Source organism: Streptomyces hokutonensis (genome assembly GCF_000376565.1).
In the GTDB taxonomy this organism is placed as follows: domain Bacteria; phylum Actinomycetota; class Actinomycetes; order Streptomycetales; family Streptomycetaceae; genus Streptomyces; species Streptomyces hokutonensis.
Genome location: NZ_BARG01000055.1, coordinates 18,523 through 43,361, shown reverse-complemented (window position 1 = coordinate 43,361; position 24,839 = coordinate 18,523). Strand labels below are relative to the sequence as shown.

Genomic DNA, 24,839 nt, shown 5'->3' with positions numbered 1-24,839 from the left:
CCTCACTCAGCGTGCCGGTGGTATTACCCGAAAGAGCGGGAATGGATCTTCAACTGCTGGGCACGGGGGCTGTTTACGTCGAATGTTGTTCGAGTTGCGGCCGGGGTCACTGCTGTCCGGATCGGCTCGCACGCCGTGCGAACAAGTCGTGCGTACCGGGACTTTTTCGGTACAAGCAGCGATAACAGGCGGTCGTGCACGTCGGCCGTCGCACAGCACGAAGGAGGCGTTCATGGCCTCACCCATGTCCGCGGGCGGTTTCCTGGCCGGTCTGAAGGCGGAGGGCGTCACGGTCGTCGAGGTCGGCGACTGGGAGCACCACAACCGCAACCACAAGGGCCCGTGGGGACCCGTGCACGGCGTGATGATCCACCACACGGTCACCAAGGGCAGCGCCCACACCGTGGACCTCTGCCGCGAGGGCCGCCCCGACCTGCCCGGCCCGCTGTGCCACGGCGTCATCACCAAGGACGGCAGGGTCCACCTGGTCGGCTACGGCCGCGCCAACCACGCGGGCCTGGGCGACGACGACGTGCTGCGCGCGGTGATCGCCGAGAAGCGGCTGCCGCACGACAACGAGGCCAACACCGACGGCAACCGGCACTTCTACGGCTTCGAGTGCGAGAACCTCGGCGACGGCGAGGACCCCTGGCCCGAGGCCCAGTTGGAGGCGATCGAGAAGGTCTGCGCGGCGATCTGCCGCCACCACGAGTGGTCCGCGCGCTCGGTGATCGGGCACCTGGAGTGGCAGCCCGGAAAGGTGGACCCGCGCGGGTTCACGATGGACTGGCTGCGCGAGCGGGTCGGCGAGCGCCTGAAGTGACCCCCGGGGGACACGGACGACACCGGCGCCCCGGGTGACAATGGTCCCGTGACCAGCCCCGACCTCGCCGCCCTACGGCCCCGGCTGCCGTCGCCGGTGGAGGAGATCGCGGACGGGCGCTTCGGCCGGCACGGCGTCCGGCTGCTGCTCAAGCGGGACGACCTGATCCACCCGGACCTCATCGGCAACAAGTGGCGCAAACTCGCGCCCAACCTCGCGGCGGCGGCCGGCCGTACGGTCGTCACGTTCGGCGGCGCCTACTCCAACCACCTGCGCGCCACCGCCGCCGCGGGCCGCCTCCTGGGCCTGCGCACGGTCGGCGTGGTCCGCGGCCAGGAACTGTCCGACCGTCCGCTCAACCCGTCCCTGGCCCGGTGCGCGGCCGACGGGATGCGCCTCCACTTCGTCGACAGGTCGACGTACCGGCGCAAGAGCGAGCCCGAGACACTGGCCGGCATCCTGCGCGAGGTGGACACGGAGGACGCGTACGTCGTCCCCGAGGGCGGCAGCAACTCCCTTGCGGTACGCGGCTGCCGGGCCCTGGGCGAGGAACTACGCGCGCGTGCCGACGTCGACGTCGTCGCCCTGGCCTGCGGGACCGGCGGCACCCTGGCCGGACTGGCCGCCGGACTCGCCCCCGACCAGCGGGTGTTGGGAATACCGGTCCTCAAGGGCGGCTTCCTGGGCGCCGACATCACGGCCCTCCAGGAGCGGGCCTTCGGCGGCCGACGCGGCGACTGGTCGCTCGACGACCGCTTCCATTTCGGCGGCTACGCGCGCGTACCGACCGAACTCGACACCTTCGCCGAGGACTTCGAGAACCGGCACGGGCTGCCCGTCGAGCGTCTCTATGTCGCCAAGTTGCTGTACGGACTTGTCGCGCTGACGGAGGAAGGGGCTTTCCCGCGCGGGAGCACGATCGCCGCTGTCGTCACCGGGCGACCGTTCCCGTAGCGTCCCGCCAAGCGCTGGGGCTGGCCGGCGGCTCAGGTCGCGGGAAAGCGGCGGTAGTTGACGGACGCGCCGGTGAGCGGGGCGAGGCGCGTGCGGCTGCGAGGCGGCGAAGGGGCCGGTGGCAGCGGCCGCGGGCGACGCGGTGGGGGCGCCTCCCGGGCGAAGGCTGGGGGATGTCGGCGAGCGATGACAGAGGCAGCCAGAGCGCGCTTGGGTCAGCGGCGAGCGCGTGCCACGCCCCGCGTCTGCGGCGTGGCCGTCGGCCGCCGACGCCCCAGTCCCGGCTTCGCACGACCGGGAGGGGACCCCCGTCGCGTCGCCGCCCTCCTCCGCTTCGCGCCTGGCACACCCCACGCCCCGCGTCTGCGACCTGATCCTTCCGACAGGCCCAGGTGCCCTCCCCACAAGCCCGGGCGGCCTCCCGACAGGCCTACGCCGCCTCCCGATAAGCCGCCGCCTCCTCCAGGTCCAGTCTGCGCAGCAGCGTGCGCAGCATCTCGTCGTCGATGTAGCGGCCGTCGCGCAGGCGGACGAACATCGAGCGTTCGGCGCTGATCATCTCGCGGGAGAGGCGGCGGTAGGTGTCGTCGACGGTCTCGCCGGTGACGGGGTTGGTGGCGCCCAGGCGCTCCCAGACGGCGTTGCGGCGGCGCTCCAGGACCTCGCGGAGGCGGTCGGCCAGCGGAGGGGGCAGGGCGTTGCGCTCGTCCTCCAGAAGGGCGTTGAGGCGTTTCTCGGCCACCCGGGAGGCCTGCGCCTGGGCGTTGGCCTCGGCGAGGGTCTCGGCCTGGGGGTCGCGCCCGGGGAATTTCAGCAGCCGGATGATCGGGGGCAGGCTCAGACCCTGCACCACCAGAGTGCCGATGACCGTCGTGAAGGTCAGGAACAGGATGATGTTGCGCTGCGGGAAGGGGTCGCCTCCGTGCACCGTGAGCGGGATCGAGAAGGCGATGGCGAGTGAGACCACTCCCCTCATGCCGGCCCACGCGGTGGTCATCGCCCCCTTCCAGGTGGGGTTGTCCTCGCGTTCCCTGATCCGCGCGGAGAACACGCGGGGCAGGAAGGCCGCCGGATACACCCACACGAACCGGGTCACGACGACGACAAGGAAGAGCGCGATCGCGTACAGGGCTGCGTCCAGGCCCCGGTACTCGCCAAGTCCCTTGAGCACCACCGGCAGTTGCAGCCCGATCAGGGCGAACACCGCCGACTCCAGGACGAACGCGACCATCTTCCACACGGCCTCCTCCTGGAGGCGGGTCGCGAAATCGACCTCCCACGCGCGGTGGCCCAGATAGAGCGCCACGACCACGACGGCGAGCACTCCGGAGGCGTGCACCTGCTCGGCGACCGCGTAGGCGACGAACGGGATCAGCAGGGAGAGCGTGTTCTGGAGCAGCGCCTCCTTGAGGTGCGTGCGCAGCCAGTGGATCGGCACCATCATCAGGAGCCCGACACCGACACCGCCGACGGCCGCGAGCAGGAACTCCCCGATGCCGCCCGCCCAGGTGGCGCCCTCGCCGACCGCCGCCGCGAGAGCCACCTTGTAGGCGGTGATCGCGGTGGCGTCGTTCAGCAGGGACTCGCCCTGGAGGATCGTCGTGATCCGCGAGGGCAGTCCCACCCGGCGGGCCACCGCGGTCGCGGCGACCGCGTCCGGCGGCGCCACCACCGCGCCGAGCACCAGCGCCGCCGTCAGCGGCAGCCCCGGCACGATCACGTACGCGGCCCAGCCGACGACGAACGTGGCGAACAGCACGTACCCCACCGACAGCAGCGCCACGGGCCGCACTTGGGCCCGCAGGTCGAGGTAGGAGCTGTCGGTGGCCGACGTGTAGAGCAGCGGGGGCAGCAGCAGCGGCAGGACGACGTCCGGGTCCAGGGTGTAGTCCGGGACCCCCGGGACGTACGAGACGGCCAGCCCGACGGCGACCAGCAGCAGCGGCGCCGGCACCGGGGTGCGCCGGGCCCCCGCGGCCACCACGGCACTTCCCGCCACCAGCAACAGCAGTGGCATCACGTCCATCGTCCTCGCCCGCCCTCGTTTTTCCGCGCGGCCAACCGCACAGCCGTCGTAATCTGGCAATCATGAAACAGTGCACGCACGCCGACGCGCTGCCGCTCCCGGAACCGAAGCCCCAGAGCGAGACCTGCCTCGAGTGTCTGGCGGCCGGCACCCACCCCGTACAGCTGCGACTGTGCCTCTACTGCGGCCATGTCGCCTGCTGCGACTCCTCGCCCCTGCGTCACGCGACAGCACATCACAAGGAATCCGGGCACCCGGTGATGCGGACCTACGAACCCGGTGAGAGCTGGCGCTGGTGCTTCGTGGACCACGTACTCCTGTGACCCCGTAATCCGACCCCCGGTTTCGACGGTTCGACCGTCTGACGTCTGGGTACGTCAACCCGGCGCGCGCTCTTCCCAATTGGGCCCGCAGGACCCCTAGCCACGGAGCGTATCCGTAGGTTTACTATGAGTGACAGCATGGGGTTGGGGTCCCGGGGACAGGAAAGTTCAGAGCGCGGTAGCGTCACCGCTGAACCAAGTATCGCGTTACCCCGGGGGGCGACCCCTGGGCCCCCGAAAGAGCTTGTACCACCTTGGAGGTGAGGGTGTCCCAGATCGCAGGCGAGCCCGCGACCCAGGACTTCGTGGAAGTCCGGCTGCCGGCTGCGGGTGCCTACCTGTCGGTGCTGCGTACGGCCACGGCCGGCCTCGCAGCCCGTTTGGACTTCACCCTCGACGAGATCGAGGACCTCCGCATCGCGGTGGACGAGGCCTGCGCGATCCTGCTCCAGCAGGCCGTGCCCGGCTCAGTGCTCAGCTGTGTCTTCCGGCTCGTGGACGACTCGCTCGAAGTCACCGTCTCCGCCCCGACGACGGACGGTCACGCGCCCTCGCGCGACACCTTCGCCTGGACCGTGCTCTCGGCCCTCGCGGGGAAGGTCTCATCGGCAGTCGACGAGGACAAGACCGTTTCGATCAGCCTCTACAAACAGCGCGGCGCGGGACCCGGGCCGGCGTGAGGAACGGGGACGGGCCGGTGCGGGACGAAGAGCGCGGCACACGGGAGCTGCCGGCCGAGGGCGGCACGGGCGGAGCACGCCGTACGGCGGACGACGGCCCCCTGGTGCCCCGCGGCGGAATCCCCGAGCAGGCCCGGCCGCATCCGGAGGACGAACCCTCGGAGGCCGGTGTGACGGACGACGGTCAACGTGAGCAGGACGGTGCCGTGCGTATTGGTGGGGTCTCCCCCGTTTCTGGGGGTTCCCCCGCTCAGACTCAGTCGAGCGTGGGGGAGGAGGCGAAAGCTCGGGGAAGGGCGACGGACCAGGCGATGAGCGAGCACGAGCGGGACGACGTGGCGGCCGCGCAAGCCGTGCAGAGTGCGCAGAGCACCCGGCACGACCCCCAGGACCGCAGCGGAGCACGCGCGCTCTTCATCGAGCTGCGCACGCTCAAGGACGGCAGCGTCGAGTACGCGGAGCTGCGCAACCGGCTGGTCCGTATGCACCTGCCGCTCGTCGAGCACCTGGCGCGCCGCTTCCGCAACCGCGGCGAGCCGCTGGACGACCTGACCCAGGTCGCCACCATCGGCCTGATCAAGTCGGTCGACCGCTTCGACCCGGAGCGCGGTGTCGAGTTCTCGACGTACGCGACCCCGACGGTCGTCGGCGAGATCAAGCGTCACTTCCGTGACAAGGGCTGGGCGGTGCGCGTCCCGCGCAGGCTCCAGGAGCTGCGTCTGTCGCTGACCACGGCGACGGCGGAGCTCTCGCAGCGGCACGGCCGCTCCCCCACGGTCCACGAGCTGGCCGAGAAGCTGGGCATCTCGGAGGAGGAGGTCCTGGAGGGCCTGGAGTCCGCGAACGCGTACTCCACGCTGTCCCTGGACGTCCCGGACACGGACGACGAGTCCCCCGCGGTCGCGGACACCCTGGGCGCCTACGACGAGGCCCTGGAGGGCGTCGAGTACCGCGAGTCGCTCAAGCCGCTCCTGGAGGACCTGCCGCCCCGGGAGAAGCGGATCCTGCTGCTGCGCTTCTTCGGCAACATGACGCAGTCGCAGATCGCGCAGGAGGTCGGCATCTCCCAGATGCACGTGTCCCGCCTGCTGGCCAGGACACTGGCCCAGCTGCGGGAGAAGCTCCTCGTAGAGGAGTAGGACCGGGCCGGGGGCTAGCCCTTCGGCTCTTCGGTACGGCGGCCGGGCCCTCGGATTCCGAGGGCCTGTGTCGTCGCCGGGTTCACCAGCAGCACCAGCGAGGCGACCGCGACCACCGCGAGCGCGATGCCGGCCGGGATGGCCACGCTGTCGGCCCGGAGCAGGTTGTAGGCCACGGGCAGCGCCATGATCTGCGTGATCACGGCGGGACCCCGGCTCCAGCCGCGCCGGCCGAGCAGTCCGCGCGCGGCGAGCAGCGGCAGCAGCGCGAGCACCACCAGGGTCACGCCTCCGGTCACCGCCTGCTGACGGTCGTCCGGGTCGCCGGTGAGCCCCAGGACGAGCATCCAGACACCGCCGACGGCCAGCGCGAGACCCTCCAGCGCGACGAGGACCGCCGCGTAGGCCAGACGGCGCGGACGGGGTCCGTCGGGGCCGTCGGTCGCCGTCTCCGGGGCGGGGGTCTGCTCAGCGCTCACCCCAGAAGGGTAGCCCTCGGAAAACGGCCCCAGGTGTCCAGGCTCACGCCCTCTCCTCTTACCGAACCCCTACCTCGGTATGGGACGGGTACCCCCCAGTAGGTACGCTGCAACTCATGCGTGCACTTCTCGTGGTCAATCCGGCGGCAACCACCACAAGCGCACGTACGCGCGACGTCCTGCTCCACGCGCTCGCCAGCGAGATGAAGCTGGAGGCCGTCACCACGGAGTACAGAGGCCACGCGCGCGACCTCGCCCGGCAGGCCGCGGAGAGCGGGAACGTCGACCTGGTGGTCGCCCTCGGCGGCGACGGCACCGTCAACGAGGTCGTCAACGGCCTGCTGCACACCGGCCCCGACCCGGAGCGCCTGCCCGGCCTCGCCGTGGTCCCCGGCGGTTCCACCAACGTCTTCGCGCGCGCCCTGGGCCTGCCCAACGACGCCGTGGAGGCCACCGGCGCGATCCTCGACGCCCTGCGCGAGGGCCGTGAGCGCACGGTCGGCCTGGGGCTGACCTCCGGCACGCCCGGCACCGAGGACGAGGCGGTGCCGTCGCGCTGGTTCACCTTCAACGCCGGGCTCGGGTTCGACGCGGGAGTGGTCGGGCGGGTCGAACAGCAGCGGGAGCAGGGCAAGAAATCCACGCACGCGTTGTACGTGCGTCAGGTGGTCCGGCAGTTCCTCGGGGAGCAGCACCGCCGGCACGGGACGATCACCCTGGAGCAGCCCGGGGAGGACCCGGTCACCGATCTGGTGGTGGCCATAGTCTCGAACACCTCGCCCTGGACGTATCTCGGCAATCGCCCGATGTACACGTCACCTAAGGCGTCGTTCGATAAAGGCCTCGACGTACTCGGTCTCAGCCGTCTGTCCAGCGCCGCGGTTGCCCGGTATGGCACCCAGTTGCTCACTTCGTCCCCCGAGCGCGGACCCCATGGCAAGCACGCTGCGGCTCTGCACGACCTGAGCGAGTTCACCTTGCATTCGAAGGTCCCTCTGCCCCTCCAGATGGACGGCGACCACCTCGGACTGCGTACGAGCGTGACGTTCACAGGCGTACGCCGTGCACTGCGTGTGATTGTGTGAGCAGAAAGGGCTGAAGTCCTTTCACTCGAACGTTTAGACCAGGATCCACCCCATGGAAGTACGGCTGTGACCTAGTCGACACCGAGGAATCAAAAAAAACTTTCCAGAAGGGGTTGTATCCGCCGCTGAGGTTTGCGAGTCTCTACGTGGCGATCGAGACGGCCCGCAACACCGGCCTCCACGGATCACCGGAACCCCTCTTCAATCCACAGGACCCCGCCAGTGAACCTGGCGTTCGGCCCTTCACTTGTTGAGGGATTCGTGAAAGCGTTCACATTCACAAGCAACCCGCACGTAATACCAAGGAGAGGTAGCAGCCATGGACTGGCGTCACAACGCCGTTTGCCGCGAGGAAGACCCCGAGCTCTTCTTCCCCATCGGCAACACCGGTCCTGCGCTGCTGCAGATCGAGGAAGCCAAGGCCGTCTGCCGTCGCTGCCCCGTTATGGATCAGTGTCTGCAGTGGGCGCTCGAGTCCGGCCAGGACTCCGGCGTCTGGGGTGGTCTCAGCGAGGACGAGCGCCGCGCCATGAAGCGCCGCGCCGCTCGCAACCGGGCCCGTCAGGCCTCCGCCTGACATCCACCCTGCTAACAGCCTGAGCTTGGCGGCGCGTACAGCGAGTACGCATCTCCCGCCCCCGAGCCGCAGCGCGCAGTACCCCCGATGCGCATAGCAACGAGCGACTGGCCCCGGATCACCCAGTGATCCGGGGCTCTTTGCTGTTCAAGCACGCGCGCGTGCACGGCCGTTCGGGCACGCGCGCGTGGAGATCGTGTGCACATACGTCACTTGTGCGCCTGCACCGGCACATCCAGGATCACCCGGGTCCCCCGCTCCGGCCCCGGCACCATGTCGAACGTGCCGCCCAACTCGCCCTCCACCAGGGTCCGTACGATCTGCAGGCCCAGGTTGCCCGAGCGGTGCGGGTCGAACCCTTCGGGGAGTCCTACTCCGTCGTCCTGGACGGTGACCAGGAGCCGGGCCTCCTTGGAGGTGCCGCCACGCACGGCCGACACCTCGACCGTGCCGGTCTCGCCCTCGCGGAAGCCGTGCTCCAGGGCGTTCTGCAGGATCTCGGTGAGGACCATGGAGAGCGGGGTCGCGACCTCGGCGTCCAGTATTCCGAAGCGACCGCTGCGCCGGCCGGTGACCTTGCCCGGGGAGATCTCGGCGACCATCGCGAGCACCCGGTCGGCGATCTCGTCGAACTCCACGCGCTCGTCCAGGTTCTGGGACAGCGTCTCGTGCACGATCGCGATCGAACCGACCCGGCGTACAGCCTCCTCCAGGGCCTCGCGGCCGCGCTCCGACTCGATCCGGCGGGCCTGGAGGCGCAACAGGGCGGCGACCGTCTGGAGGTTGTTCTTCACCCGGTGGTGGATCTCCCGGATGGTCGCGTCCTTGGTGATCAACTCCCGCTCACGGCGCCGCAGTTCGGTGACGTCCCGAAGCAGCACCAGTGAACCGATGCGGGTGCCCTTGGGTTTGAGCGGGATCGCCCGGAACTGGATCACCCCGTCCCGCGCCTCGATCTCGAACTCGCGCGGCGCCCAACCGCTGGCCACCTTGGCGAGCGCCTCGTCCACCGGGCCCCGGGTGGGGGCGAGTTCGGCGGTGGTCACGCCCAGGTGCTGGCCGACGAGGTCGGTGGCAAGGCCCATGCGGTGGTACGCGGAGAGGGCGTTGGGCGAGGCGTACTGCACGATGCCGTCGCCGTCGAGCCGGATCAGTCCGTCGCCGACACGCGGCGAGGCGTCCATGTCGACCTGCTGGTTCGGGAACGGGAAGGAACCGGCCGCGATCATCTGCGCGAGGTCCGACGCGCTCTGCAGATAGGTCAGTTCGAGGCGGCTCGGGGTGCGCACGGTGAGCAGATTGGTGTTGCGCGCGATGACTCCCAGGACGCGCCCGTCCCGTCGTACCGGAATCGACTCGACGCGGACGGGGACCTCTTCGCGCCACTCCGGGTCGCCCTCCCGCACGATCCGGCCCTCGTCGAGGGCCGCGTCCAGCATGGGGCGGCGGCCGCGCGGGACGAGGTGGCCGACCATGTCGTCCTGGTACGAGGTGGGGCCCGTGTTCGGCCGCATCTGGGCGACGGAGACATAGCGGGTGCCGTCGCGGGTGGGGACCCACAGGACCAGGTCGGCGAAGGAGAGGTCGGAGAGCAGCTGCCACTCCGAGACCAGCAGGTGCAGCCACTCGAGGTCGGAGTCGTCGAGTGCGGTGTGCTGGCGTACGAGTTCGTTCATGGAGGGCACGTCTGCGAGCGTACCCGCCGGTCTGTACCTGTCCTAAAAACACCCGCGGGCCGCGGCGCCTGAGAGGGACCCTCAGCCCTCTCGGCACCGCAGCCCGGAGCAGCAACGGCCACGGGGTGTGCGGTCCCGATCGGCCGATGGATGAGGACCCGGGGCAGTCAGGGCAGAGAGCTCCGGTTCCTCGGTCCGTCTTCCTGTGCGGGGAAGACGGAGGCTTACGCCTTTAACACATTGTGGACTAGACCACTAATCCGTGTCCATGCGTTGAAGGATGTTTGATGCCGATGCTTTACCGCACCCGTCCGCAACTACTCGGACGTCCCAGCATCCACTGCGAAGCCTAACGGTGTTGAGTCATGTGCGGGGCCAGATGGTCATGGCAATTTCCGCGAGCGCCTCCAGCTCCGCCCGGCTCGCCCCGTCCCGCGCCTGCTGGGACATTCCCTGCACGACCGCCCCCGCGTGCCGGGCCAGCGCGGCGGCGTCGAGGTCCACCGGCAGCTCCCCCGCGGCGATGTCCGCGGCGATACGGCGCTCGAAGGCGGCGAGGTTGGCGTTGCGCCGCGTCCGCAGGGACTCCTCGACCTCGGGGGTCGTGCAATTGGTGGCCGCATGGATGACGAGACAGCCGTGCGGCCGGCCGGGTGCGGTGTACTCGGCGGCGGCCTCGCGCAGGATCCGGGCCACGGCGGCGCGGGCGGTGGGTTCCTCGGCGAGCGCCCGGTCGGCGAAGGAGCCGTAGCGCGTGCCGTACTCCTCCACGACCTCGGCGAACAGGGCCTGTTTGTCGCCGAACGCCGCGTAGAGGCTGGGGGCGCCGATGCCCATGGCACGGGTCAGGTCCGAGACGGAGGTGGCCTCGTAGCCGTGCTCCCAGAACGCGAGCACCGCCCGCTCCAAGGCGGTCGTACGGTCGAAGGAGCGCGGTCGCCCTCGCGACTTACCGGCCTTGACCTGCGGTTTTGCCTCTGCACCGTCCACCATGGAGTGAATTGTATAGCGGACGCTAGAGAAATGTCGGTGCGCTGTTGTACGGTCTTTTCTGTAGCGACCGCTAGGGAAATCGCTGAAGAGACGCGGAGGGGGCGTGGACATGGGTGTGCTCGCGGGCAGGACGGCACTCGTCACGGGTGCGGGCAGGGGAATCGGACGGGGCATCGCGGAGCGGCTGGGGCGGGACGGGGCGCGGGTCGCGGTGCACTACGGCAGGAGTGAGGCGGCGGCGAAGGAGGTGGTCGCCGCGATCGAGGGTGCGGGCGGCTCGGCGTTCGCGCTCGGCGGGGAACTGGGCGTGCCGGGTGATGCCGAGCGGCTCTGGGCGGAGTTCGACCGGCACGCGGACGGGCTGGACATCCTGGTGAACAACGCGGGGATCGGATCGTCGTCACCGATCGGGGAGATAGGGGAGGACGAGTACGACAGGGTCTTCGCGGTGAACGTGAAGGCGCCGTTCTTCCTCGTCCGGCACGGGCTGGACCGGCTGCGGGACGGCGGCCGGATCATCAACATCTCCTCGGGGCTCGCCCGCAGCGCGGCCATGCCGCACAACATCGCGTACTCGATGACGAAGAGCGCCCTGGACGTCTTCTCCCGGGACCTGTCCAAGGTGCTCGGCCCCCGGGGCATCACGGTGAACTCGGTGGCGCCGGGCCTCATAGACACGGACAACACCGCCGAGTTCCTGCACGGGAGCGAGGACGGCTGGGCCAGGGCGGCCGCCTTCTCCGCGCTGGGGCGGGTGGGAGAGACCGCCGACGTGGCGGATGTGGTGGCGTTCCTGGCGTCCGACGGCGGGCGGTGGATCACGGGGAGTTGGGTGGACGCGACGGGAGGTTCCCTCACATAAGGGCGTGGGGTCAGCGGGTCTCCGTCACCTTGGCCAGGGCGCGGGGCGCGTCCGGGTCCTGGCCCCGGGCGATGGTGACCTCGTAGGCGAGGAGCTGGAGCGGAAGGATCTCCAGGATCGGCTGGAGTTCCTCGAGGACGCCCTCGACGGGCAGGACGAAGCCGGCCGAGGCCTGTTCGACCTGGCCGGCCGGGCCGATGACGACCAGGTCGGCGCCCCGGCCGCGCAGCCGGTCGAGCACGGGCTGGAGGGCGGCGCCGCCCTTGCCGTCCGTCACGACCGCGATGACCGGGGAGACGTTGTCGACCATGGCGAGGGGGCCGTGCAGCAGATCGGCACCGGAGTAGGCGAGGGCGGGGATGTAGCTGGTCTCCATCAGCTTGAGGGCGGCTTCCTTGGCGGTCGGATAGCCGTAACCGCGGGAGGTGATGACCATGCGCTCGGCGAAGCGGTAGCGGGAGGCGAGGATGCGGACCTCGTCCTGCCGGGCGAGCAGCTGCTCGGCGAGGTCGGGCAGTGCCTTGGCCGCGGCGCCGTCGCCGCCGCGAAGTCCCTCGACGAAGAGATAGAGCGCGAGAAGGGAGGCCGTATACGTCTTGGTCGCGGGGAGGGCCTTCTCCGGGCCGGCCATGATGTCGATGTGGTACTCGGAGACGGCGGCCAGCGGTGAGTCCGGGTTGTTGGTCACGGCGACGGTGATCGCGCCGGCCTCGCGGGCGGCGCGGGTCGAGGCGACCAGGTCCGGGGAGCCGCCGGACTGACTGACGGTGACGACGAGGACGTCGGTCAGATCGGGGCGGGCGCCGTAGGCCGTGGTGGTCGACATCGAGGTGAGTCCGCAGGGCAGGCCGAGGCGGATCTCCAGGAGGTACTTGGCGTACAGGGCGGCGTTGTCGGAGGTGCCGCGGGCGGTGAGCAGCACGAAGCGGGGCTTGCGGGCGGCCACCTCCTGGGCCACCTGCCGGATGCGCGGGGCGCCCTCCTCCAGGATGCGGCGCAGGACGGCCGGCTGCTCGGCCGTTTCGCGGGCCATGATCCGGCCCGGCACGTCGTTCTCGGGGGTCGGTGTCGTGGCGGTCATGCGGGTCCTCCGGAGGTGCGCGGGGAAGGGCGACGGCGGTCCGTCGGGTCCATTTCACCCCCTCTGTCACGAGGCCGCCCGCGCGGGGTGGTGGGACGGGTATCACCTGGGCGGTCGGACCCGATTCTGTTAGATTGAGCCTCGATTGGTCTAAACCACATGGCTCACTTCAGAACGGCAGGCCCAGCGTGGAAGTTGTCATCGTTCCGGACGCCAAGTCGGGCGGCGAGCTCATCGCCGAGGCCATGGCGCAGCTGCTCCGGCGCAAGCCGGACGCCCTGCTGGGCGTGGCCACCGGCTCGACGCCACTGCCCATCTACGAAGCGCTGGCGGCCAAGGTCCGCGCCGGCGCCGTGGACACCTCGCGGGCGCGGATCGCGCAGCTCGACGAGTACGTGGGGCTGCCCGCCGAGCACCCGGAGTCGTACCGCTCGGTGCTGCGCCGTGAGGTGCTGGAGCCGCTCGGGGTCGGGATGGACTCGTTCCTCGGGCCGGACGGTACGGCCGAGGACGTGCAGGCGGCGTGCGAGGCGTACGACCGGGCGCTGGGCGAGGCCGGCGGGGTCGACCTCCAGATACTGGGGATCGGGACCGACGGGCACATCGGGTTCAACGAGCCGTGCTCGTCGCTGGCCTCGCGGACCCGGATCAAGACGCTGACCGAGCAGACGCGGGTGGACAACGCGCGCTTCTTCGACGGCGACATAGGTCAGGTCCCGCACCACGTCATCACGCAGGGCATCGGGACCATCCTGGAGGCGCGGCACCTGGTGCTGCTCGCGACCGGTGAGGGCAAGGCGGACGCGGTCGCCGCGACCGTGGAGGGGCCGGTCGCCGCGGTGTGCCCGGCGTCGGCACTTCAGTTGCACCGGCATGCGACGGTCGTGGTGGACGAGGGCGCCGCGTCCAAGCTGAAACTGGCGGACTATTTCCGGCACACGTTCGTCAACAAGCCGGACTGGCAGGGGATCTGAGGCACGGGTTTCTCGCGCGTACATACCGGTGCCGGGCTCCCTCGTGGTGGGCCCGGCACCGGCGTATCACCTGAGGTCACTCCCCCGCGACGACCTCCGCCGCCGCACGGCCGCAGACTCGGGCCGCGCCGTGGGTGGCGATGTGGAGGGCGCCTCGGGGGGCGGCCTGAGGGATGCCCATCTCGACCACGACGGTGTCGGGCCGGGCCGTGAGCACGGTGTCGAGGGCTGCGGCCATCCACGGATGCCGGTGCTCGTCCCGCACCACGATCACGACCCGCCGCGCCCCCGCCGCCTCCAGCACCGCGTCCCCCGCGGCCTCCCCGGCGAAGCTCCCCGTCTCCGTACCGGGCAGCAAGCGGGTCAGCTCCGCACCCACGCCCCAGGGCGTCTCGTCGCCGACGGCGATGTTGGCGACGGGGGTGAGGAGAGCGACGTAGGGCGGTTCGGTGAGGGGGGTGAAGCCTTCGGCGCCGGTGACCGTGAGGGCGCGGCGGGCGGCGACGAGGCCGATGTCGACGCGCGTCACGTCCGGCGAGGACACGGTGGCCGGGGCCGAAGCGGAACCCGTCTCTGCCACCGCGGGGCCCTCGGCGGCGGCCGATGCCGAGGCCGCCCAGCGGGCCAACCCCCGTACCCGTTCCGCCGCTTCGGCCAGGCGTTCCTCCGGGAGTTCGCCCGCGCGGACCGCGCTCACCAGGGCGTCGCGCAGGCGTCGTACCGTCTCGTCGTCCGCGAGGCCGCCGCCCACGCAGAGCGCGTCGGCGCCGGCGGCGATGGCGATGACGCTGCCGCGTTCGATGCCGTAGGTGGCGGCGATGGCCTGCATCTCGATGGCGTCGGTGACGATGAGGCCGTCGTAGCCGAGCCGGCCGCGCAGGAGGTCGGTCAGGATGTGCGGGGAGAGGGTGGCCGGGTGGTCCGGGTCCAGGGTCGGGACCAGGATGTGGGCGCTCATCACCGCGCGGGTGCCGGCGGCGATGGCCGCGCGGAACGGGAGGAGTTCGCGTCGCTCCAGGACGGAGGACTCCGCGTCGATGCGCGGCAGCGCGTGGTGGGAGTCGACCGCCGTGTCGCCGTGGCCCGGGAAGTGCTTGGTGCAGGCGGCGACGCCCGCGGCCTGGAGGCCGGTGACATAGGCGGCGGTGTGGCGGGCGACGAGTTCGGGGTCGGCGCCGAAGGAGCGGACGCCGATGACCGGGTTGGAGGGGTTGGAGTTGACGTCGGCGGACGGGGCCCAGTTGAGGTTCACCCCGCATTCCGCGAGGCGGCGGCCCAGTTCGTACGCCACCTCCCTCGTCAGGTCCACGTCGTCCACCGCGCCGAGCGCGTGGTTGCCGGGGAAGGAGGAGCCCGTGCGCACCTCGAGGCGCGTGACGTCTCCGCCCTCCTCGTCGATCGCGACCAGCACGTCGTCCCGTTCGGCCCTCAACTGGGCGGTCAGGGAGGACAGTTGCTCGGGTGACGCGATGTTGCGGCCGAACAGGCCCACCGAGGCCAGGCCTTCGCCGAGGCGCCGAAGCAGCCAGTCGGGGGCCGTGGTGCCGGGGAATCCGGGCTGCAGGACGGTGAGCGCGTCGCGCGTCAGGGTGTCTGTACCGCTGGCGAATGTCGTCATCGGTTGGCGTTATCCCTTCACAGCGCCGGCGGTCAGACCCGCGGCCATCTTGCGCTGGACGAGGAGGAAGAGGACGACGATCGGCACGGCCATCATCGTGGCGCCGGCCATCATCGGGGCGTATTCGGTGCCGTGCTTGGTGGTGAAGTTGCCGAGCCAGACGGTCGCCGTCTGGTGCTCCTGGCTGAGCAGCATCAGGGCGTAGAGGTACTCGTTCCAGGCCTGGATGAAGCCGTAGACCGAGGTGGCGACCATGCCGGGGGCCAGCAGCGGGAAGACCACGCGGATGAAGGCGCCGGTGCGGGAGCAGCCGTCGACCATGGCCGCCTCCTCCAGTTCCTTCGGGATGTTGACGATGAAGCCGCGCAGGGTCCACACCGTGAACGGGAGGATGAAGGTCAGGTACGTGATGATCAGGCCGGAGAGCTTGTCGTACTGATCGAGGTCGTTCAGCAGCAGGAAGACCGGGATGATCATCGAGACCAGCGGGACCATCTGGACCGCGAGGATGCCGACGATCACGATCTTGCGGCCGCGGAAGGCGAAGCGGGAGATGGCGAGCGCGGCCAGCAGGCCGACGACGATGCCGATCACGACGACCGACAGGGACACGATGAGGCTGCGGCCGACCGGGCCCCAGAAGTCCGCGATGTCCAGCGCCCGGCGGAAGTTGTCGAGCGTGATGCCGGTGGGCAGCAGGCTCGGGTCCGGGTCGATGGCGTCCTTGGCCGGCTTGAAGGCCGTGTCGACCATCCAGTAGAGGGGGAAGCCGACGACGAGGAAGACGAGGAGGCCGACGAGGTTCCAGCCGAGCTTGGACTTCTTGCGCCCGCCGGTCGGCCTGCGGGGCGCGTCGGTCGTGAGCGCGCTCATTCGACCTCTCCGATCTGAAGCATCTGACGCATGTAGACGGCGACGACACCGAGCAGCAGCACCACCGTGACCAGGGCTATCGCGGAACCCTGTCCGTAGTCGTTGACGACGAAGGCACGGTCGTACGAGTAGGTGCTCAGGAGTTGGAAGTCGGCCTCGGGATGGCCGCCGCGCATCACGAACACCTGGGGGAAGACGCCCATGTCCCAGATCACCGAGAGCGTCGTGAGCATCACGATGATCGGCTTGAGGATGGGCAGGGTGACGTACCGGAAGACGCCCCAGGCGCCGGCGCCGTCGAGGCGGGCGGCCTCCTCAAGCTCCTGGGGGACCTGGGTGAGTCCGGCGCTGAGGGTGATCACCACGAAGGGCACCGCGCCCCAGACCACCAGCAGCATGATGACGAGGAGGCCCTGCGGTCCGCTGGCGAACCAGTTGTGGCCGACCATGTCGACGCCGGGGAGCTTGCTGAGCAGGGCGTTGAAGACGCCGTAGTCGGTGTCGAAGAGCCACTTGAAGACGGTGGTCGCGACGATGACCGGCATGCCCCAACTGGCCACCAGGACAATGTTGATGAGGGTCTTCATCCAGCCGGAGACCCGCTGCTGGAGCAGGGCGAGGGCCATGCCGGCGACCATCGTGAAGATGACCGAGCCGGCCGCGAAGACGATCGTGCGGACGACGACGCCCCAGAACTCGCCGTCGCCGAGGATCCCGGAGAAGTTGTCGAAGCCGATCCACTCGGCGGGCTTGAAGCCCCACAGCTGGGACTGTCCGAAGGACTGGAAGGACAGCGTGACCAGGCGGACCAGCGGATAGCCCATGACCAGGGCGAGGATGAGCAGACAGGGGGCGAGCAGCAGCCAGGGGATCCCGGTGCCTCTCGACGTCCGCTTTCCGCGAGGTGCGCCCGAGACGCGCGGTGGGGGCGCCTGCCGCGGCGGCGGCACCTTGGCAGGGGTGGTCGTGTCGGCACTCATCGCGCGCTCCTCAGCGGTCCCTCAGGTCGTACGGCCGTACGTGAGGCGGGGCCCTGCCCCGAGAACACCGAGGTGTCCAACAGGGCCCCGCTGGGTCCTGCCGCCGAACTCCCGTCGTCCGCCCGGAGGGCGGGCAGGCGGGAGTTCGGCGGCAGAGCCCGGGTCACTTGGTGTTGATGACCTTGTCGATCGCGGTGTCCGCGGCCTTCGCGGCGTCCTCGACCGACTGCTTGCCGGTGCCGATGTTCTGCAGCATGGTCTGGAGGACCTGAGCCTTCTCGACCTGGCCCCAGCCCGGTGCCATCGGGACGAACCAGTTGGACTCGGCCGCGGTGGCCGGGACCGCCGTCGCGGGGTCGTTCTTCAGCGTCGCGAGGTCGGTCTTGTTGTTGGGCAGGTTGCCCTTGGCCATCAGGCCCTTCTGGCCGGAGGGGCCGGTGAAGGCGTTGATCCACTCGGCGGCGAGCGCCTGCGCCTTGGACTTGACCGGGACGGCCAGGTCCGAACCGCCCAGGAACACGGGCATGTTCTTGCCGGACGGGCCGGGCATCACGAAGTTGACGAGGCTGGTCTTCAGCTTGCCGCCGGTCTTGTCCGCCTTCGGGTCGGCCGCGCTCGCGCCCTCCCACGCGGCGCCGAAGATCATGGCCGCCTTGCCCTGGCCGTAGACGATGTAACGGTCGGACTCGTCCTTGGTCTTGTCGCCGTGCATGTACTTGTCGATGACGTTCTTGAACTCGGTGAGGCCCTTGATGGACTCCGGCGAGGAGAGGTTGCCCTTCCACTGGCCGCCGGACTCCGCGGCGATGGAGCCGCCGGCGTCGTAGACGAAGGACATGGCCGCGTACCAGTCACGGGTGGGCTGGTACCAGGCGCTGAACTTGTCGCCTTCCTTCTTCTGGATCTTGTCCAGGTCGGCGGTCAGCTCGGTGTACGTCTTCGGGGGCGTCTTGATGCCGACCGAAGCGGCGATGTCCGAACGCCAGTTGCCGACGCGGCCACCGGCGTAATACGGGACGCCGTAGGTCTTGCCGTCGTAGGTGACCGAGGCCTTGAGGCCGTCGAGCCATTGGGAGGAGTTGGTGAACTTCGAGGCGTCGAGGGGCGCGAAGGCGCCCTTGACCATGTAGCCCAGCATCTCGGTGTTGCCCATCTCGACCACGTCGGGGGCCTTGTCGGTGGCGAGGACCGCGTCGAGCTTGGTGTTCTTGTCCGGCCAGCCGTAGTACTCGTGCTTGATCTTGACGCCGGGGTGCGCCTTCTGCACAGCCGCGTCGGCCGCCTTGACCAGCTCGGGCCAGTTGTTCTGCGCGTCGACGGTGAGCCAGACGGTCAGCTCCTTGGCGTCGGCGCCGCTGTTCGAAGAGCCCTTGTCGTCGTTGCCCCCGCACGCCGCGATGGAGACCATCATGCCCGCGATACCGATCGCGGCTATCAGCTTGCGCTTCACGCCACCCTCCTCAGGGATGCCTGCCACACCTCCCGCCCATGGGCCGGGACCTGAACCAATGGTGTAGACCAGTACCGGGAGCTTGGACCAGACCACAGGGCCTGTCAAGGGTTCCCGAAACCGCCCTGACCAGCCGTTATGGGACCTACATATGCAGGAACCTTTAAGTAAGAAGGCAGCGAAAACAACCGTGCCGGAGTACTCTCTTCCGCTAGACCACTTGCCCTTGTGGACTAGACCAAAAGCGACCGCGACGGTATACAGAAGGGATCACGAAGTGACCCTTGTCCGGAGCCGGAAAGGCGGAGCATGAGCACCGACGTCAGCAGTGCGGAGAACGAGGGTGGGGCTACCGTCCGCACCGCGCGTGTGCCCAAGTACTACCGCCTGAAGAAACACCTGCTGGACATGACGGAGACGTTGCCGCCCGGCACACCCGTCCCGCCCGAGCGCACGCTGGCCGCCGAGTTCGACACCTCGCGCACGACGGTCCGCCAGGCCCTTCAGGAACTGGTCGTCGAGGGCCGTCTCGAACGCATCCAGGGCAAGGGCACGTTCGTCGCCAAGCCCAAGGTCTCGCAGGCGCTCCAACTCACCTCGTACACCGAGGACATGCGCGCCCAGGGCCTCGAACCCACCTCGCAGCTCCTGGACATCGGCTACATCACGGCCGACGACACCCTCGCCGACCTGCTCGACATCACCACCGGCGGCCGGGTCCTGCGCATCGAGCGCCTCCGCATGGCCAACGCCGAACCGATGGCCATCGAGACCACCCACCTCAGCGCGAAGCGTTTCCCCGCGCTGCGGAGGTCCCTGGTCAAGTACACGTCCCTCTACACCGCGCTCGCCGAGGTCTACGACGTCCATCTCGCCGAGGCCGAGGAGACCATCGAGACCTCGCTGGCCACCCCGCGCGAGGCCGGCCTCCTCAGCACCGACGTCGGCCTCCCGATGCTGATGCTCTCCCGCCACTCCCTCGACAAGGAGGGCAAGCCGGTGGAGTGGGTGCGGTCGGTGTACCGGGGCGACCGGTACAAGTTCGTGGCGCGACTCAAGCGTCCGCAGGACTAGGGGTCTTACGCAGTAACGCCGGTTGCTCTACGTTCCTCCCGTCGCCGCTGGACGGGAGGACTCCCCGGTGCGTACCGCGAACGTCCGAACCATCGTCGTCTGGACCCTCGTCGCGCTCGTCGCCGCGGCGGGCTGGTCCGTTCTCGCGCTGGCGCGGGGCGAGAACGTGTCGGCCGCCTGGATGGTGGCCGCCGCGCTCGGCTCGTACGCCATCGCCTATCGCTTCTACTCGAAGTTCATCGCGTACAAGGTCCTGAAGGTCGACGCGACCCGGGCCACCCCGGCCGAACGTCTCGACAACGGCATCGACTACCACCCCACCGACCGCCGCGTCCTGCTGGGCCACCACTTCGCCGCGATCGCCGGCGCCGGACCGCTCGTCGGACCCGTGCTGGCCGCGCAGATGGGCTACCTGCCCGGCACGATCTGGATCATCGTCGGCGTCATCTTCGCGGGCGCGGTCCAGGACATGGTGGTGCTGTTCTTCTCAACCAGGCGCGACGGCAGGTCACTTGGCCAGATGGCCCGCGAGGAGATCGGCCCCTTCGGCGGCGCGGCGGCCCTGCTCGCCACCTTCGCCATCATGATCATCCTGCTCGGTGTGCTGGCCCTGGTCATCGTGAACGCGCTGGCCTCCTCCCCCTGGGGCACCTTCTCCATCGGCATGACCATCCCGATCGCCCTGCTGATGGGCTTCTATCTACGGGTACTTCGCCCCGGCCGCGTCTCCGAGGTGTCGCTGATCGGCGTGGCCCTGCTGCTGCTCGCCCTGGTCGCGGGCCGCTGGGTCGCCGAGTCGTCCTGGGCCGACACCTTCACCCTCGCGCCCTCGACGCTGGTCATCTGGCTGGTGGCGTACGGCTTCATCGCCTCGATCCTCCCCGTCTGGACCCTGCTCGCCCCGCGCGACTACCTCTCCACCTTCATGAAGATCGGCACCATCGCCCTGCTGGCGATCGGGGTCATCGTCGCCCTGCCCGACCTGAAGATGCCCGCCGTCACCGACTTCGCCAAGCACGGCAACGGCCCGGTCTTCGCCGGCTCCCTCTTCCCCTTCGTCTTCATCACGATCGCCTGCGGGGCCCTGTCCGGCTTCCACTCGCTCATATCGAGCGGGACGACCCCGAAGATGATCCAGAAGGAGACGCAGATCCGGATGATCGGCTACGGCTCCATGCTGATGGAGTCGTCGGTCGCGATCATGGCACTGGTCGCCGCGAGCATCATCGACCCCGGCCTGTACTTCGCGATGAACGCACCGGCGGGCGCGATCGGCACGACCGTGCAGAACGCCTCGCAGGTGGTGACCAGTTGGGGCTATCACATCTCCCCCGCCGACCTCGCGCAGGCCGCGAAGAACGTCGACGAGGCCAGCCTGCTCTCCCGCACCGGCGGTGCGCCCACCCTCGCGGTCGGTGTCTCGGAGATCTTCGCCAAGGTCACCGGCGGGAGTCTGCGCGCCTTCTGGTACCACTTCGCGATCATGTTCGAGGCGCTGTTCATCCTGACCGCGCTGGACGCGGGCACCCGGGTGGGCCGGTTCATGCTCCAGGACATGCTGGGGAACGTCTATCGGCCGTTCCGGAACGTGAGTTGGAAGCCGGGCCTGGCGCTGACGAGTGCCCTGGTCTGCGCGCTCTGGGGCTACTTCCTCTGGGTCGGCGTCCACGAACCCCTCGGCGGGATCAACCAGCTCTTCCCGATCTTCGGCATCTCCAACCAGTTGCTCGCCGCCGTCGCGCTGGCCGTCTGCACGACGCTCCTGGTGAAGTCCGGTCGCCTCAAGTGGGCCTGGATCACCGGAATTCCGCTGGCCTGGGACGCGACGGTCACGCTGACCGCGAGCTGGCAGAAGGTGTTCTCCAGCGACCCGAAGGTCGGCTTCTTCAAGCAACGCTCGGTGTTCCAGGACGCGATCGACGCGGGCAAGGTCCTGCCGCCCGCCAAGAACATGGACGACATGCACACCGTCGTCACCAACTCCACGGTGGACGGAGTGCTTTCGGCCATTCTCGCGGTGCTGGTCGTGGTCGTGATCGCGGACGCCCTTCGCGTCTGCGTTCGACACGTCCGCCGCCCGGCGCTCTCCACGCTGAGCGAGACGCCGTACGTCGAGTCGAAGATCGTGGCACCGGCCGGGCTGATCCCGACCCGGAAGGAGAAGGAGGAGGCGAGGGCACGCGATGTGGTCGGTGCTCAGGCGGGCGACTAGCGGAGTGCGCTGGTACGTCCGGGAGTTGACGGACGAGTCGGCGTACGAGCGGTATGTCGCGCACGTATGCCGGGACCACCCGGACGCGGAGGTCCCGGACCGCCGCGCCTTCGAACGGATGCGGACGGAGCGACAAGAGGCCGACCCACGCCAGGGTTTCCGCTGCTGCTGAACCCTGCTTTTGACACCGATGTCAGGTTTTCACTAAATCGACATGACGATATGCGGACGGGGTCTTCCGCACCCGCGATCCCGTGACCTACATTGCCTGCGCGTTACACAGGTGATCAGTGAGGGGACGGGAGCCGCGAAATGTCAGATGTGCCTGAAGTTCCGCCCGAAGTGGCGGCGCCGGTGGTGACACCGGTCCGCGTGGTCATCGCCGTCTGCCTGTTCGCACCCTTCGTGGCGCTGCTCTGGGTCGGCTCCTACGCCAAGACGGACCCCATATTCATCGGCATCCCGTTCTTCTACTGGTACCAGATGCTGTGGGTGCTGATCTCGACGGCGCTGACCATGACCGCCTACAAGCTCTGGCAGCGTGACCAGCGCACCCGTCATGGAGGCACCCGGTGAACGACGGCGTGAACGGCGTCGCTCTCGGCGTCTTCATCTTCTTCTTCCTGGCCGTCACGGTCCTGGGCTTCCTGGCCGCGCGCTGGCGCCGGGCCGACAACGAGCACAGCCTCGACGAATGGGGCCTGGGCGGACGGTCGTTCGGCACCTGGGTCACCTGGTTCCTGCTGGGCGGCGACCTCTACACCGCGTACACGTTCGTCGCGGTCCCCGCGGCGGTCTACGCGGCGGGCGCGGCCGGCTTCTTCGCGGTGCCGTACACGATCCTCGTGTACCCCCTGATCTTCACGTTCCTGCCCCGCCTCTGGTCGGTGTCGCACAAGCACGGATACGTGACGACGTCCGACTTCGTGCGCGGCCGCTTCGGCTCGAAGAGCCTGTCACTCGCGGTGGCGGTCACCGGCATCCTCGCGACCATGCCGTACATCGCGCTCCAACTGGTCGGCATCCAGGCCGTGTTGGACGTCATGGGCGTGGGCGGCAGCGCGAACTCCAACTGGTTCGTGAAGGACCTGCCGCTGCTGATCGCGTTCGCCGTGCTGGCCGCGTACACCTACTCGTCCGGCCTGCGCGCTCCCGCGCTGATCGCGTTCGTGAAGGACGGCCTGATCTACCTCGTCATCACCGTGGCGATCATCTACATCCCGATCAAGCTCGGCGGCTTCGACGACATCTTCAGCGCGGCGGGCGCCAAGTTCAAGGCGGCGGGAGCGGGCGGACTCGTACCGGCCCCGGCGGGCCAATGGACGTACGCCACCCTCGCGTTGGGCTCGGCACTGGCCCTGTTCATGTACCCCCACTCGATCACCGCGACCCTCTCCTCCAAGAGCCGCAACGTGATCCGCCGCAACACCACGATCCTGCCGCTGTATTCACTGATGCTGGGCCTGCTCGCGCTGCTCGGCTTCATGGCGATCGCGGCGGGCGTCAAGGTCACCAACGGCCAACTGGCCATCCCGCAGCTCTTCGAGAACATGTTCCCGGACTGGTTCGCGGGCGTGGCCTTCGCGGCGATCGGCATCGGAGCGCTCGTCCCCGCCGCCATCATGTCCATCGCGGCGGCGAACCTCTTCACCCGCAACATCTACAAGGACTTCATCAACCCGGACGCGACCCCGGCCCAGGAGACCAAGGTCTCCAAGCTGGTCTCGCTGCTGGTGAAGGTCGGCGCCCTGGCCTTCGTCCTGACGATGGACAAGACGGTAGCCATCAACTTCCAGCTCCTGGGCGGCATCTGGATCCTCCAGACCTTCCCGTCCCTGGTGGGCGGCCTCTTCACCCGCTGGTTCCACCGCTGGGCCCTCCTGGCGGGCTGGGCGGTCGGCATGCTCTACGGCACCCTCGCGGCCTACGGCGTCGCCTCCCCGACCCAGGACCACTTCGGCGGCTCGTCCAAGGAGATCCCGGGGATCGGCGAGATCGGCTACATCGGCCTGACGGCGTTCGTACTGAACGTGGCGGTAACGGTGGTCCTCACGTTCATCCTGAAGGCGGCGAAGGCCCCGGAGGGCGTGGACGAGACAAGCCCGGCGGACTACACGGCAGACGCGGGCGACCCGGGGGTAAAGGAAGAGCTACCGGTGATCGCCGGTCACTGATCCCACCTCAGGGGCGCGACCAGCCACAACGAACCCGCAGCGGGCCACCGAGGGAGCACCCCTCGGCGGCCCGCTGTTTCGTTCACACTCACCTACATGGACATCCTCATCCGACGAGTAGAACCCACCGAATACGAAACTCTGGGCGAGATCACAGCGCAGGCCTACCTCCAGGACGGCCTCCTGGACTTCGGCGAAAGCGACGACTACCTCGGCGAGTTGAGAGCCGTAGCAAAACGAGCCGCCGCAGCCGACGTCCTCGTGGCCATCGAAGACGACCACCTCCTCGGCGGAGTGACCTTCGTCCCGTCCGGCGGCCCCATGGCAGACATCGCGCAACAAGGCGAGGCCGAGATCCGGATGCTCGCGGTCGCCCGAGAGGCCCGCGGAAAGGGCGCCGGCGAGGCCCTGGTCCGCGCCTGCGTCGACCGCGCCCGAGCCACCGCGGGCTGCACAGCGATCGTCCTGTCGACCCAACGCACCATGCACGCCGCCCATCGCATCTACGAACGCCTCGGTTTCACCCGCACCCCGGAGCGCGACTGGAATCCCCTGCCGGAGCTGGACGACATCACTCTCCTCACCTATGAGTTGACGCTCTGAAACAGCCGCGACACAACATCTGGGGGTGCCGCGACAGCCCGGCACAAGATGTATGCTCATGCTCGCTGTCGCCGCAGGGGAATCCGGTGCGAATCCGGAACTGTCCCGCAACGGTGTACTTGCGTGCATACGCACGCCTGGTCAGTCCGAGGACCTGCCGACGGCGCGCCCGGCCAACCCGGC

General features: G+C 69.2%; 24 protein-coding genes and 1 riboswitch. Of the genes, 15 read left to right on the top strand and 9 right to left on the bottom strand.

The genetic code is table 11. The annotated features are described in order from the left end of the window. Positions 1 to 232 precede the first annotated feature (232 nt). Together SSP08S_RS34275 and SSP08S_RS34270 are read left to right on the top strand one after the other, a co-directional pair. Complete coding sequence (locus SSP08S_RS34275) at positions 233 to 823, top strand: N-acetylmuramoyl-L-alanine amidase (RefSeq protein ID WP_019072184.1); 591 nt, start codon at positions 233 to 235, stop codon at positions 821 to 823. A 48-nt stretch (positions 824 to 871) separates the two neighbouring features. After that, a complete protein-coding gene (locus tag SSP08S_RS34270; RefSeq protein WP_019072183.1) occupies positions 872 to 1,777 on the top strand; it encodes a 1-aminocyclopropane-1-carboxylate deaminase/D-cysteine desulfhydrase in 906 nt (301 codons plus the stop codon). Positions 1,778 to 2,207: 430 nt separating this feature from the next. Here the strand turns inward: SSP08S_RS34270 and SSP08S_RS34265 are convergent, their stop codons facing one another. Continuing rightward, a complete protein-coding gene (locus SSP08S_RS34265; RefSeq protein ID WP_019072182.1) occupies positions 2,208 to 3,803 on the bottom strand; it encodes a Na+/H+ antiporter in 1,596 nt (531 codons plus the stop codon). Positions 3,804 to 3,865: 62 nt separating this feature from the next. On the opposite strand from SSP08S_RS34265, the gene SSP08S_RS34260 reads away from it, so the two are divergent. The 3 genes from SSP08S_RS34260 to SSP08S_RS34250 all read left to right on the top strand — a co-directional run bounded on the left by SSP08S_RS34260 (position 3,866) and on the right by SSP08S_RS34250 (position 5,945). Continuing rightward, positions 3,866 to 4,126: a UBP-type zinc finger domain-containing protein gene (locus SSP08S_RS34260; RefSeq protein ID WP_019072181.1), complete on the top strand. Its 261-nt coding sequence runs from the start codon at positions 3,866 to 3,868 to the stop codon at positions 4,124 to 4,126. 266 nt (positions 4,127 to 4,392) lie between these two features. Then, on the top strand, positions 4,393 to 4,806 hold the full coding sequence (locus SSP08S_RS34255; RefSeq protein ID WP_004925829.1) for an ATP-binding protein: 414 nt from the start codon (positions 4,393 to 4,395) through the stop codon (positions 4,804 to 4,806). Positions 4,807 to 4,823: 17 nt separating this feature from the next. Continuing rightward, positions 4,824 to 5,945, top strand: a complete 1,122-nt coding sequence (locus tag SSP08S_RS34250; protein WP_439654584.1) for an RNA polymerase sigma factor SigF — start codon at positions 4,824 to 4,826, stop codon at positions 5,943 to 5,945. 14 nt (positions 5,946 to 5,959) lie between these two features. Here the strand turns inward: SSP08S_RS34250 and SSP08S_RS34245 are convergent, their stop codons facing one another. Then, positions 5,960 to 6,424 (bottom strand): hypothetical protein, encoded by a 465-nt coding sequence (locus SSP08S_RS34245; RefSeq protein ID WP_019072179.1) that lies wholly within the window; start codon positions 6,422 to 6,424, stop codon positions 5,960 to 5,962. Between the two features lie 116 nt (positions 6,425 to 6,540). Here SSP08S_RS34245 and SSP08S_RS34240 point away from each other — a divergent pair, with 116 nt between their 5' ends. Together SSP08S_RS34240 and SSP08S_RS34235 are read left to right on the top strand one after the other, a co-directional pair. Then, positions 6,541 to 7,509, top strand: a complete 969-nt coding sequence (locus SSP08S_RS34240) for a diacylglycerol/lipid kinase family protein (protein WP_019072178.1) — start codon at positions 6,541 to 6,543, stop codon at positions 7,507 to 7,509. A 319-nt stretch (positions 7,510 to 7,828) separates the two neighbouring features. Next, positions 7,829 to 8,086 carry a WhiB family transcriptional regulator gene (locus tag SSP08S_RS34235; RefSeq protein WP_006142322.1) on the top strand — a complete coding sequence of 86 codons (258 nt, stop codon included), beginning with the start codon at positions 7,829 to 7,831 and terminating at the stop codon, positions 8,084 to 8,086. A gap of 209 nt (positions 8,087 to 8,295) precedes the next feature. On the opposite strand, the gene SSP08S_RS34230 is transcribed toward SSP08S_RS34235, so the two are convergent. Together SSP08S_RS34230 and SSP08S_RS34225 are read right to left on the bottom strand one after the other, a co-directional pair. Next, on the bottom strand, positions 8,296 to 9,762 hold the full coding sequence (locus SSP08S_RS34230; RefSeq protein ID WP_019072177.1) for a sensor histidine kinase: 1,467 nt from the start codon (positions 9,760 to 9,762) through the stop codon (positions 8,296 to 8,298). Between the two features lie 363 nt (positions 9,763 to 10,125). Next, positions 10,126 to 10,755, bottom strand: a complete 630-nt coding sequence (locus SSP08S_RS34225) for a TetR/AcrR family transcriptional regulator (protein WP_026179075.1) — start codon at positions 10,753 to 10,755, stop codon at positions 10,126 to 10,128. A 109-nt stretch (positions 10,756 to 10,864) separates the two neighbouring features. Between SSP08S_RS34225 and SSP08S_RS34220 the strand changes: the two genes are divergently transcribed. After that, positions 10,865 to 11,617 carry an SDR family oxidoreductase gene (locus SSP08S_RS34220; RefSeq protein ID WP_019072175.1) on the top strand — a complete coding sequence of 251 codons (753 nt, stop codon included), beginning with the start codon at positions 10,865 to 10,867 and terminating at the stop codon, positions 11,615 to 11,617. Between the two features lie 10 nt (positions 11,618 to 11,627). Here the strand turns inward: SSP08S_RS34220 and SSP08S_RS34215 are convergent, their stop codons facing one another. Beyond that, positions 11,628 to 12,698 carry an SIS domain-containing protein gene (locus SSP08S_RS34215; protein ID WP_019072174.1) on the bottom strand — a complete coding sequence of 357 codons (1,071 nt, stop codon included), beginning with the start codon at positions 12,696 to 12,698 and terminating at the stop codon, positions 11,628 to 11,630. A 188-nt stretch (positions 12,699 to 12,886) separates the two neighbouring features. Between SSP08S_RS34215 and nagB the strand changes: the two genes are divergently transcribed. Continuing rightward, the gene (nagB, locus tag SSP08S_RS34210; RefSeq protein WP_019072173.1) at positions 12,887 to 13,672 is read left to right on the top strand and encodes a glucosamine-6-phosphate deaminase; all 786 of its coding nucleotides are present in this window, start codon (positions 12,887 to 12,889) and stop codon (positions 13,670 to 13,672) included. A gap of 76 nt (positions 13,673 to 13,748) precedes the next feature. Here nagB and SSP08S_RS34205 read toward each other — a convergent pair whose 3' ends face one another. The 4 genes from SSP08S_RS34205 to SSP08S_RS34190 form a co-directional block, all read right to left on the bottom strand. Further along, positions 13,749 to 15,290, bottom strand: coding sequence for a glycoside hydrolase family 3 protein (locus SSP08S_RS34205; protein WP_019072172.1), 1,542 nt, complete (start codon positions 15,288 to 15,290; stop codon positions 13,749 to 13,751). A gap of 9 nt (positions 15,291 to 15,299) precedes the next feature. Beyond that, entirely contained in the window at positions 15,300 to 16,163 is an 864-nt protein-coding gene (locus SSP08S_RS34200; protein ID WP_019072171.1) for a carbohydrate ABC transporter permease, read from the bottom strand. Continuing rightward, positions 16,160 to 17,143: a carbohydrate ABC transporter permease gene (locus SSP08S_RS34195; RefSeq protein ID WP_019072170.1), complete on the bottom strand. Its 984-nt coding sequence runs from the start codon at positions 17,141 to 17,143 to the stop codon at positions 16,160 to 16,162. The genes SSP08S_RS34200 and SSP08S_RS34195 overlap by 4 nt, the downstream gene beginning before the upstream one ends. Positions 17,144 to 17,306: 163 nt before the next feature. Beyond that, positions 17,307 to 18,593, bottom strand: a complete 1,287-nt coding sequence (locus tag SSP08S_RS34190) for an extracellular solute-binding protein (protein ID WP_019072169.1) — start codon at positions 18,591 to 18,593, stop codon at positions 17,307 to 17,309. 309 nt (positions 18,594 to 18,902) lie between these two features. Here SSP08S_RS34190 and SSP08S_RS34185 point away from each other — a divergent pair, with 309 nt between their 5' ends. From SSP08S_RS34185 to SSP08S_RS34160, 6 genes are all read left to right on the top strand, one after another. Then, positions 18,903 to 19,667 carry a GntR family transcriptional regulator gene (locus SSP08S_RS34185; RefSeq protein ID WP_019072168.1) on the top strand — a complete coding sequence of 255 codons (765 nt, stop codon included), beginning with the start codon at positions 18,903 to 18,905 and terminating at the stop codon, positions 19,665 to 19,667. 67 nt (positions 19,668 to 19,734) lie between these two features. Continuing rightward, positions 19,735 to 21,879: a carbon starvation CstA family protein gene (locus SSP08S_RS34180; protein WP_019072167.1), complete on the top strand. Its 2,145-nt coding sequence runs from the start codon at positions 19,735 to 19,737 to the stop codon at positions 21,877 to 21,879. Further along, the gene (locus SSP08S_RS34175) at positions 21,851 to 22,051 is read left to right on the top strand and encodes a YbdD/YjiX family protein (RefSeq protein WP_026179074.1); all 201 of its coding nucleotides are present in this window, start codon (positions 21,851 to 21,853) and stop codon (positions 22,049 to 22,051) included. Before SSP08S_RS34180 ends, SSP08S_RS34175 begins: the two co-directional genes overlap by 29 nt. Before the next feature lie 140 nt (positions 22,052 to 22,191). Continuing rightward, positions 22,192 to 22,455, top strand: coding sequence for a DUF3311 domain-containing protein (locus SSP08S_RS34170; protein ID WP_026179073.1), 264 nt, complete (start codon positions 22,192 to 22,194; stop codon positions 22,453 to 22,455). Then, complete coding sequence (gene mctP / locus SSP08S_RS34165) at positions 22,452 to 24,053, top strand: monocarboxylate uptake permease MctP (RefSeq protein WP_019072164.1); 1,602 nt, start codon at positions 22,452 to 22,454, stop codon at positions 24,051 to 24,053. The genes SSP08S_RS34170 and mctP overlap by 4 nt, the downstream gene beginning before the upstream one ends. A gap of 96 nt (positions 24,054 to 24,149) precedes the next feature. Beyond that, the gene (locus tag SSP08S_RS34160) at positions 24,150 to 24,656 is read left to right on the top strand and encodes a GNAT family N-acetyltransferase (protein WP_019072163.1); all 507 of its coding nucleotides are present in this window, start codon (positions 24,150 to 24,152) and stop codon (positions 24,654 to 24,656) included. A gap of 52 nt (positions 24,657 to 24,708) precedes the next feature. Then, positions 24,709 to 24,832, top strand: a riboswitch (cobalamin riboswitch). The last annotated feature ends 7 nt before the right edge of the window (positions 24,833 to 24,839 follow it).

Bases quoted from the DNA above. Each gene is read 5' to 3' on its own strand.
- SSP08S_RS34275 (WP_019072184.1), top strand. From the start codon at position 233: ATGGCCTCACCCATGTCCGCGGGCGGTTTCCTGGCCGGTCTGAAGGCG.
- SSP08S_RS34265 (WP_019072182.1), bottom strand. From the start codon at position 3,803: ATGGACGTGATGCCACTGCTGTTGCTGGTGGCGGGAAGTGCCGTGGTG.
- SSP08S_RS34260 (WP_019072181.1), top strand. From the start codon at position 3,866: ATGAAACAGTGCACGCACGCCGACGCGCTGCCGCTCCCGGAACCGAAG.
- SSP08S_RS34240 (WP_019072178.1), top strand. From the start codon at position 6,541: ATGCGTGCACTTCTCGTGGTCAATCCGGCGGCAACCACCACAAGCGCA.
- SSP08S_RS34235 (WP_006142322.1), top strand. From the start codon at position 7,829: ATGGACTGGCGTCACAACGCCGTTTGCCGCGAGGAAGACCCCGAGCTC.
- SSP08S_RS34230 (WP_019072177.1), bottom strand. From the start codon at position 9,762: ATGAACGAACTCGTACGCCAGCACACCGCACTCGACGACTCCGACCTC.
- SSP08S_RS34225 (WP_026179075.1), bottom strand. From the start codon at position 10,755: ATGGTGGACGGTGCAGAGGCAAAACCGCAGGTCAAGGCCGGTAAGTCG.
- SSP08S_RS34220 (WP_019072175.1), top strand. From the start codon at position 10,865: ATGGGTGTGCTCGCGGGCAGGACGGCACTCGTCACGGGTGCGGGCAGG.
- SSP08S_RS34215 (WP_019072174.1), bottom strand. From the start codon at position 12,698: ATGACCGCCACGACACCGACCCCCGAGAACGACGTGCCGGGCCGGATC.
- SSP08S_RS34205 (WP_019072172.1), bottom strand. From the start codon at position 15,290: ATGACGACATTCGCCAGCGGTACAGACACCCTGACGCGCGACGCGCTC.
- SSP08S_RS34200 (WP_019072171.1), bottom strand. From the start codon at position 16,163: ATGAGCGCGCTCACGACCGACGCGCCCCGCAGGCCGACCGGCGGGCGC.
- SSP08S_RS34195 (WP_019072170.1), bottom strand. From the start codon at position 17,143: ATGAGTGCCGACACGACCACCCCTGCCAAGGTGCCGCCGCCGCGGCAG.
- SSP08S_RS34185 (WP_019072168.1), top strand. From the start codon at position 18,903: ATGAGCACCGACGTCAGCAGTGCGGAGAACGAGGGTGGGGCTACCGTC.
- SSP08S_RS34175 (WP_026179074.1), top strand. From the start codon at position 21,851: ATGTGGTCGGTGCTCAGGCGGGCGACTAGCGGAGTGCGCTGGTACGTC.
- SSP08S_RS34170 (WP_026179073.1), top strand. From the start codon at position 22,192: ATGTCAGATGTGCCTGAAGTTCCGCCCGAAGTGGCGGCGCCGGTGGTG.
- SSP08S_RS34160 (WP_019072163.1), top strand. From the start codon at position 24,150: ATGGACATCCTCATCCGACGAGTAGAACCCACCGAATACGAAACTCTG.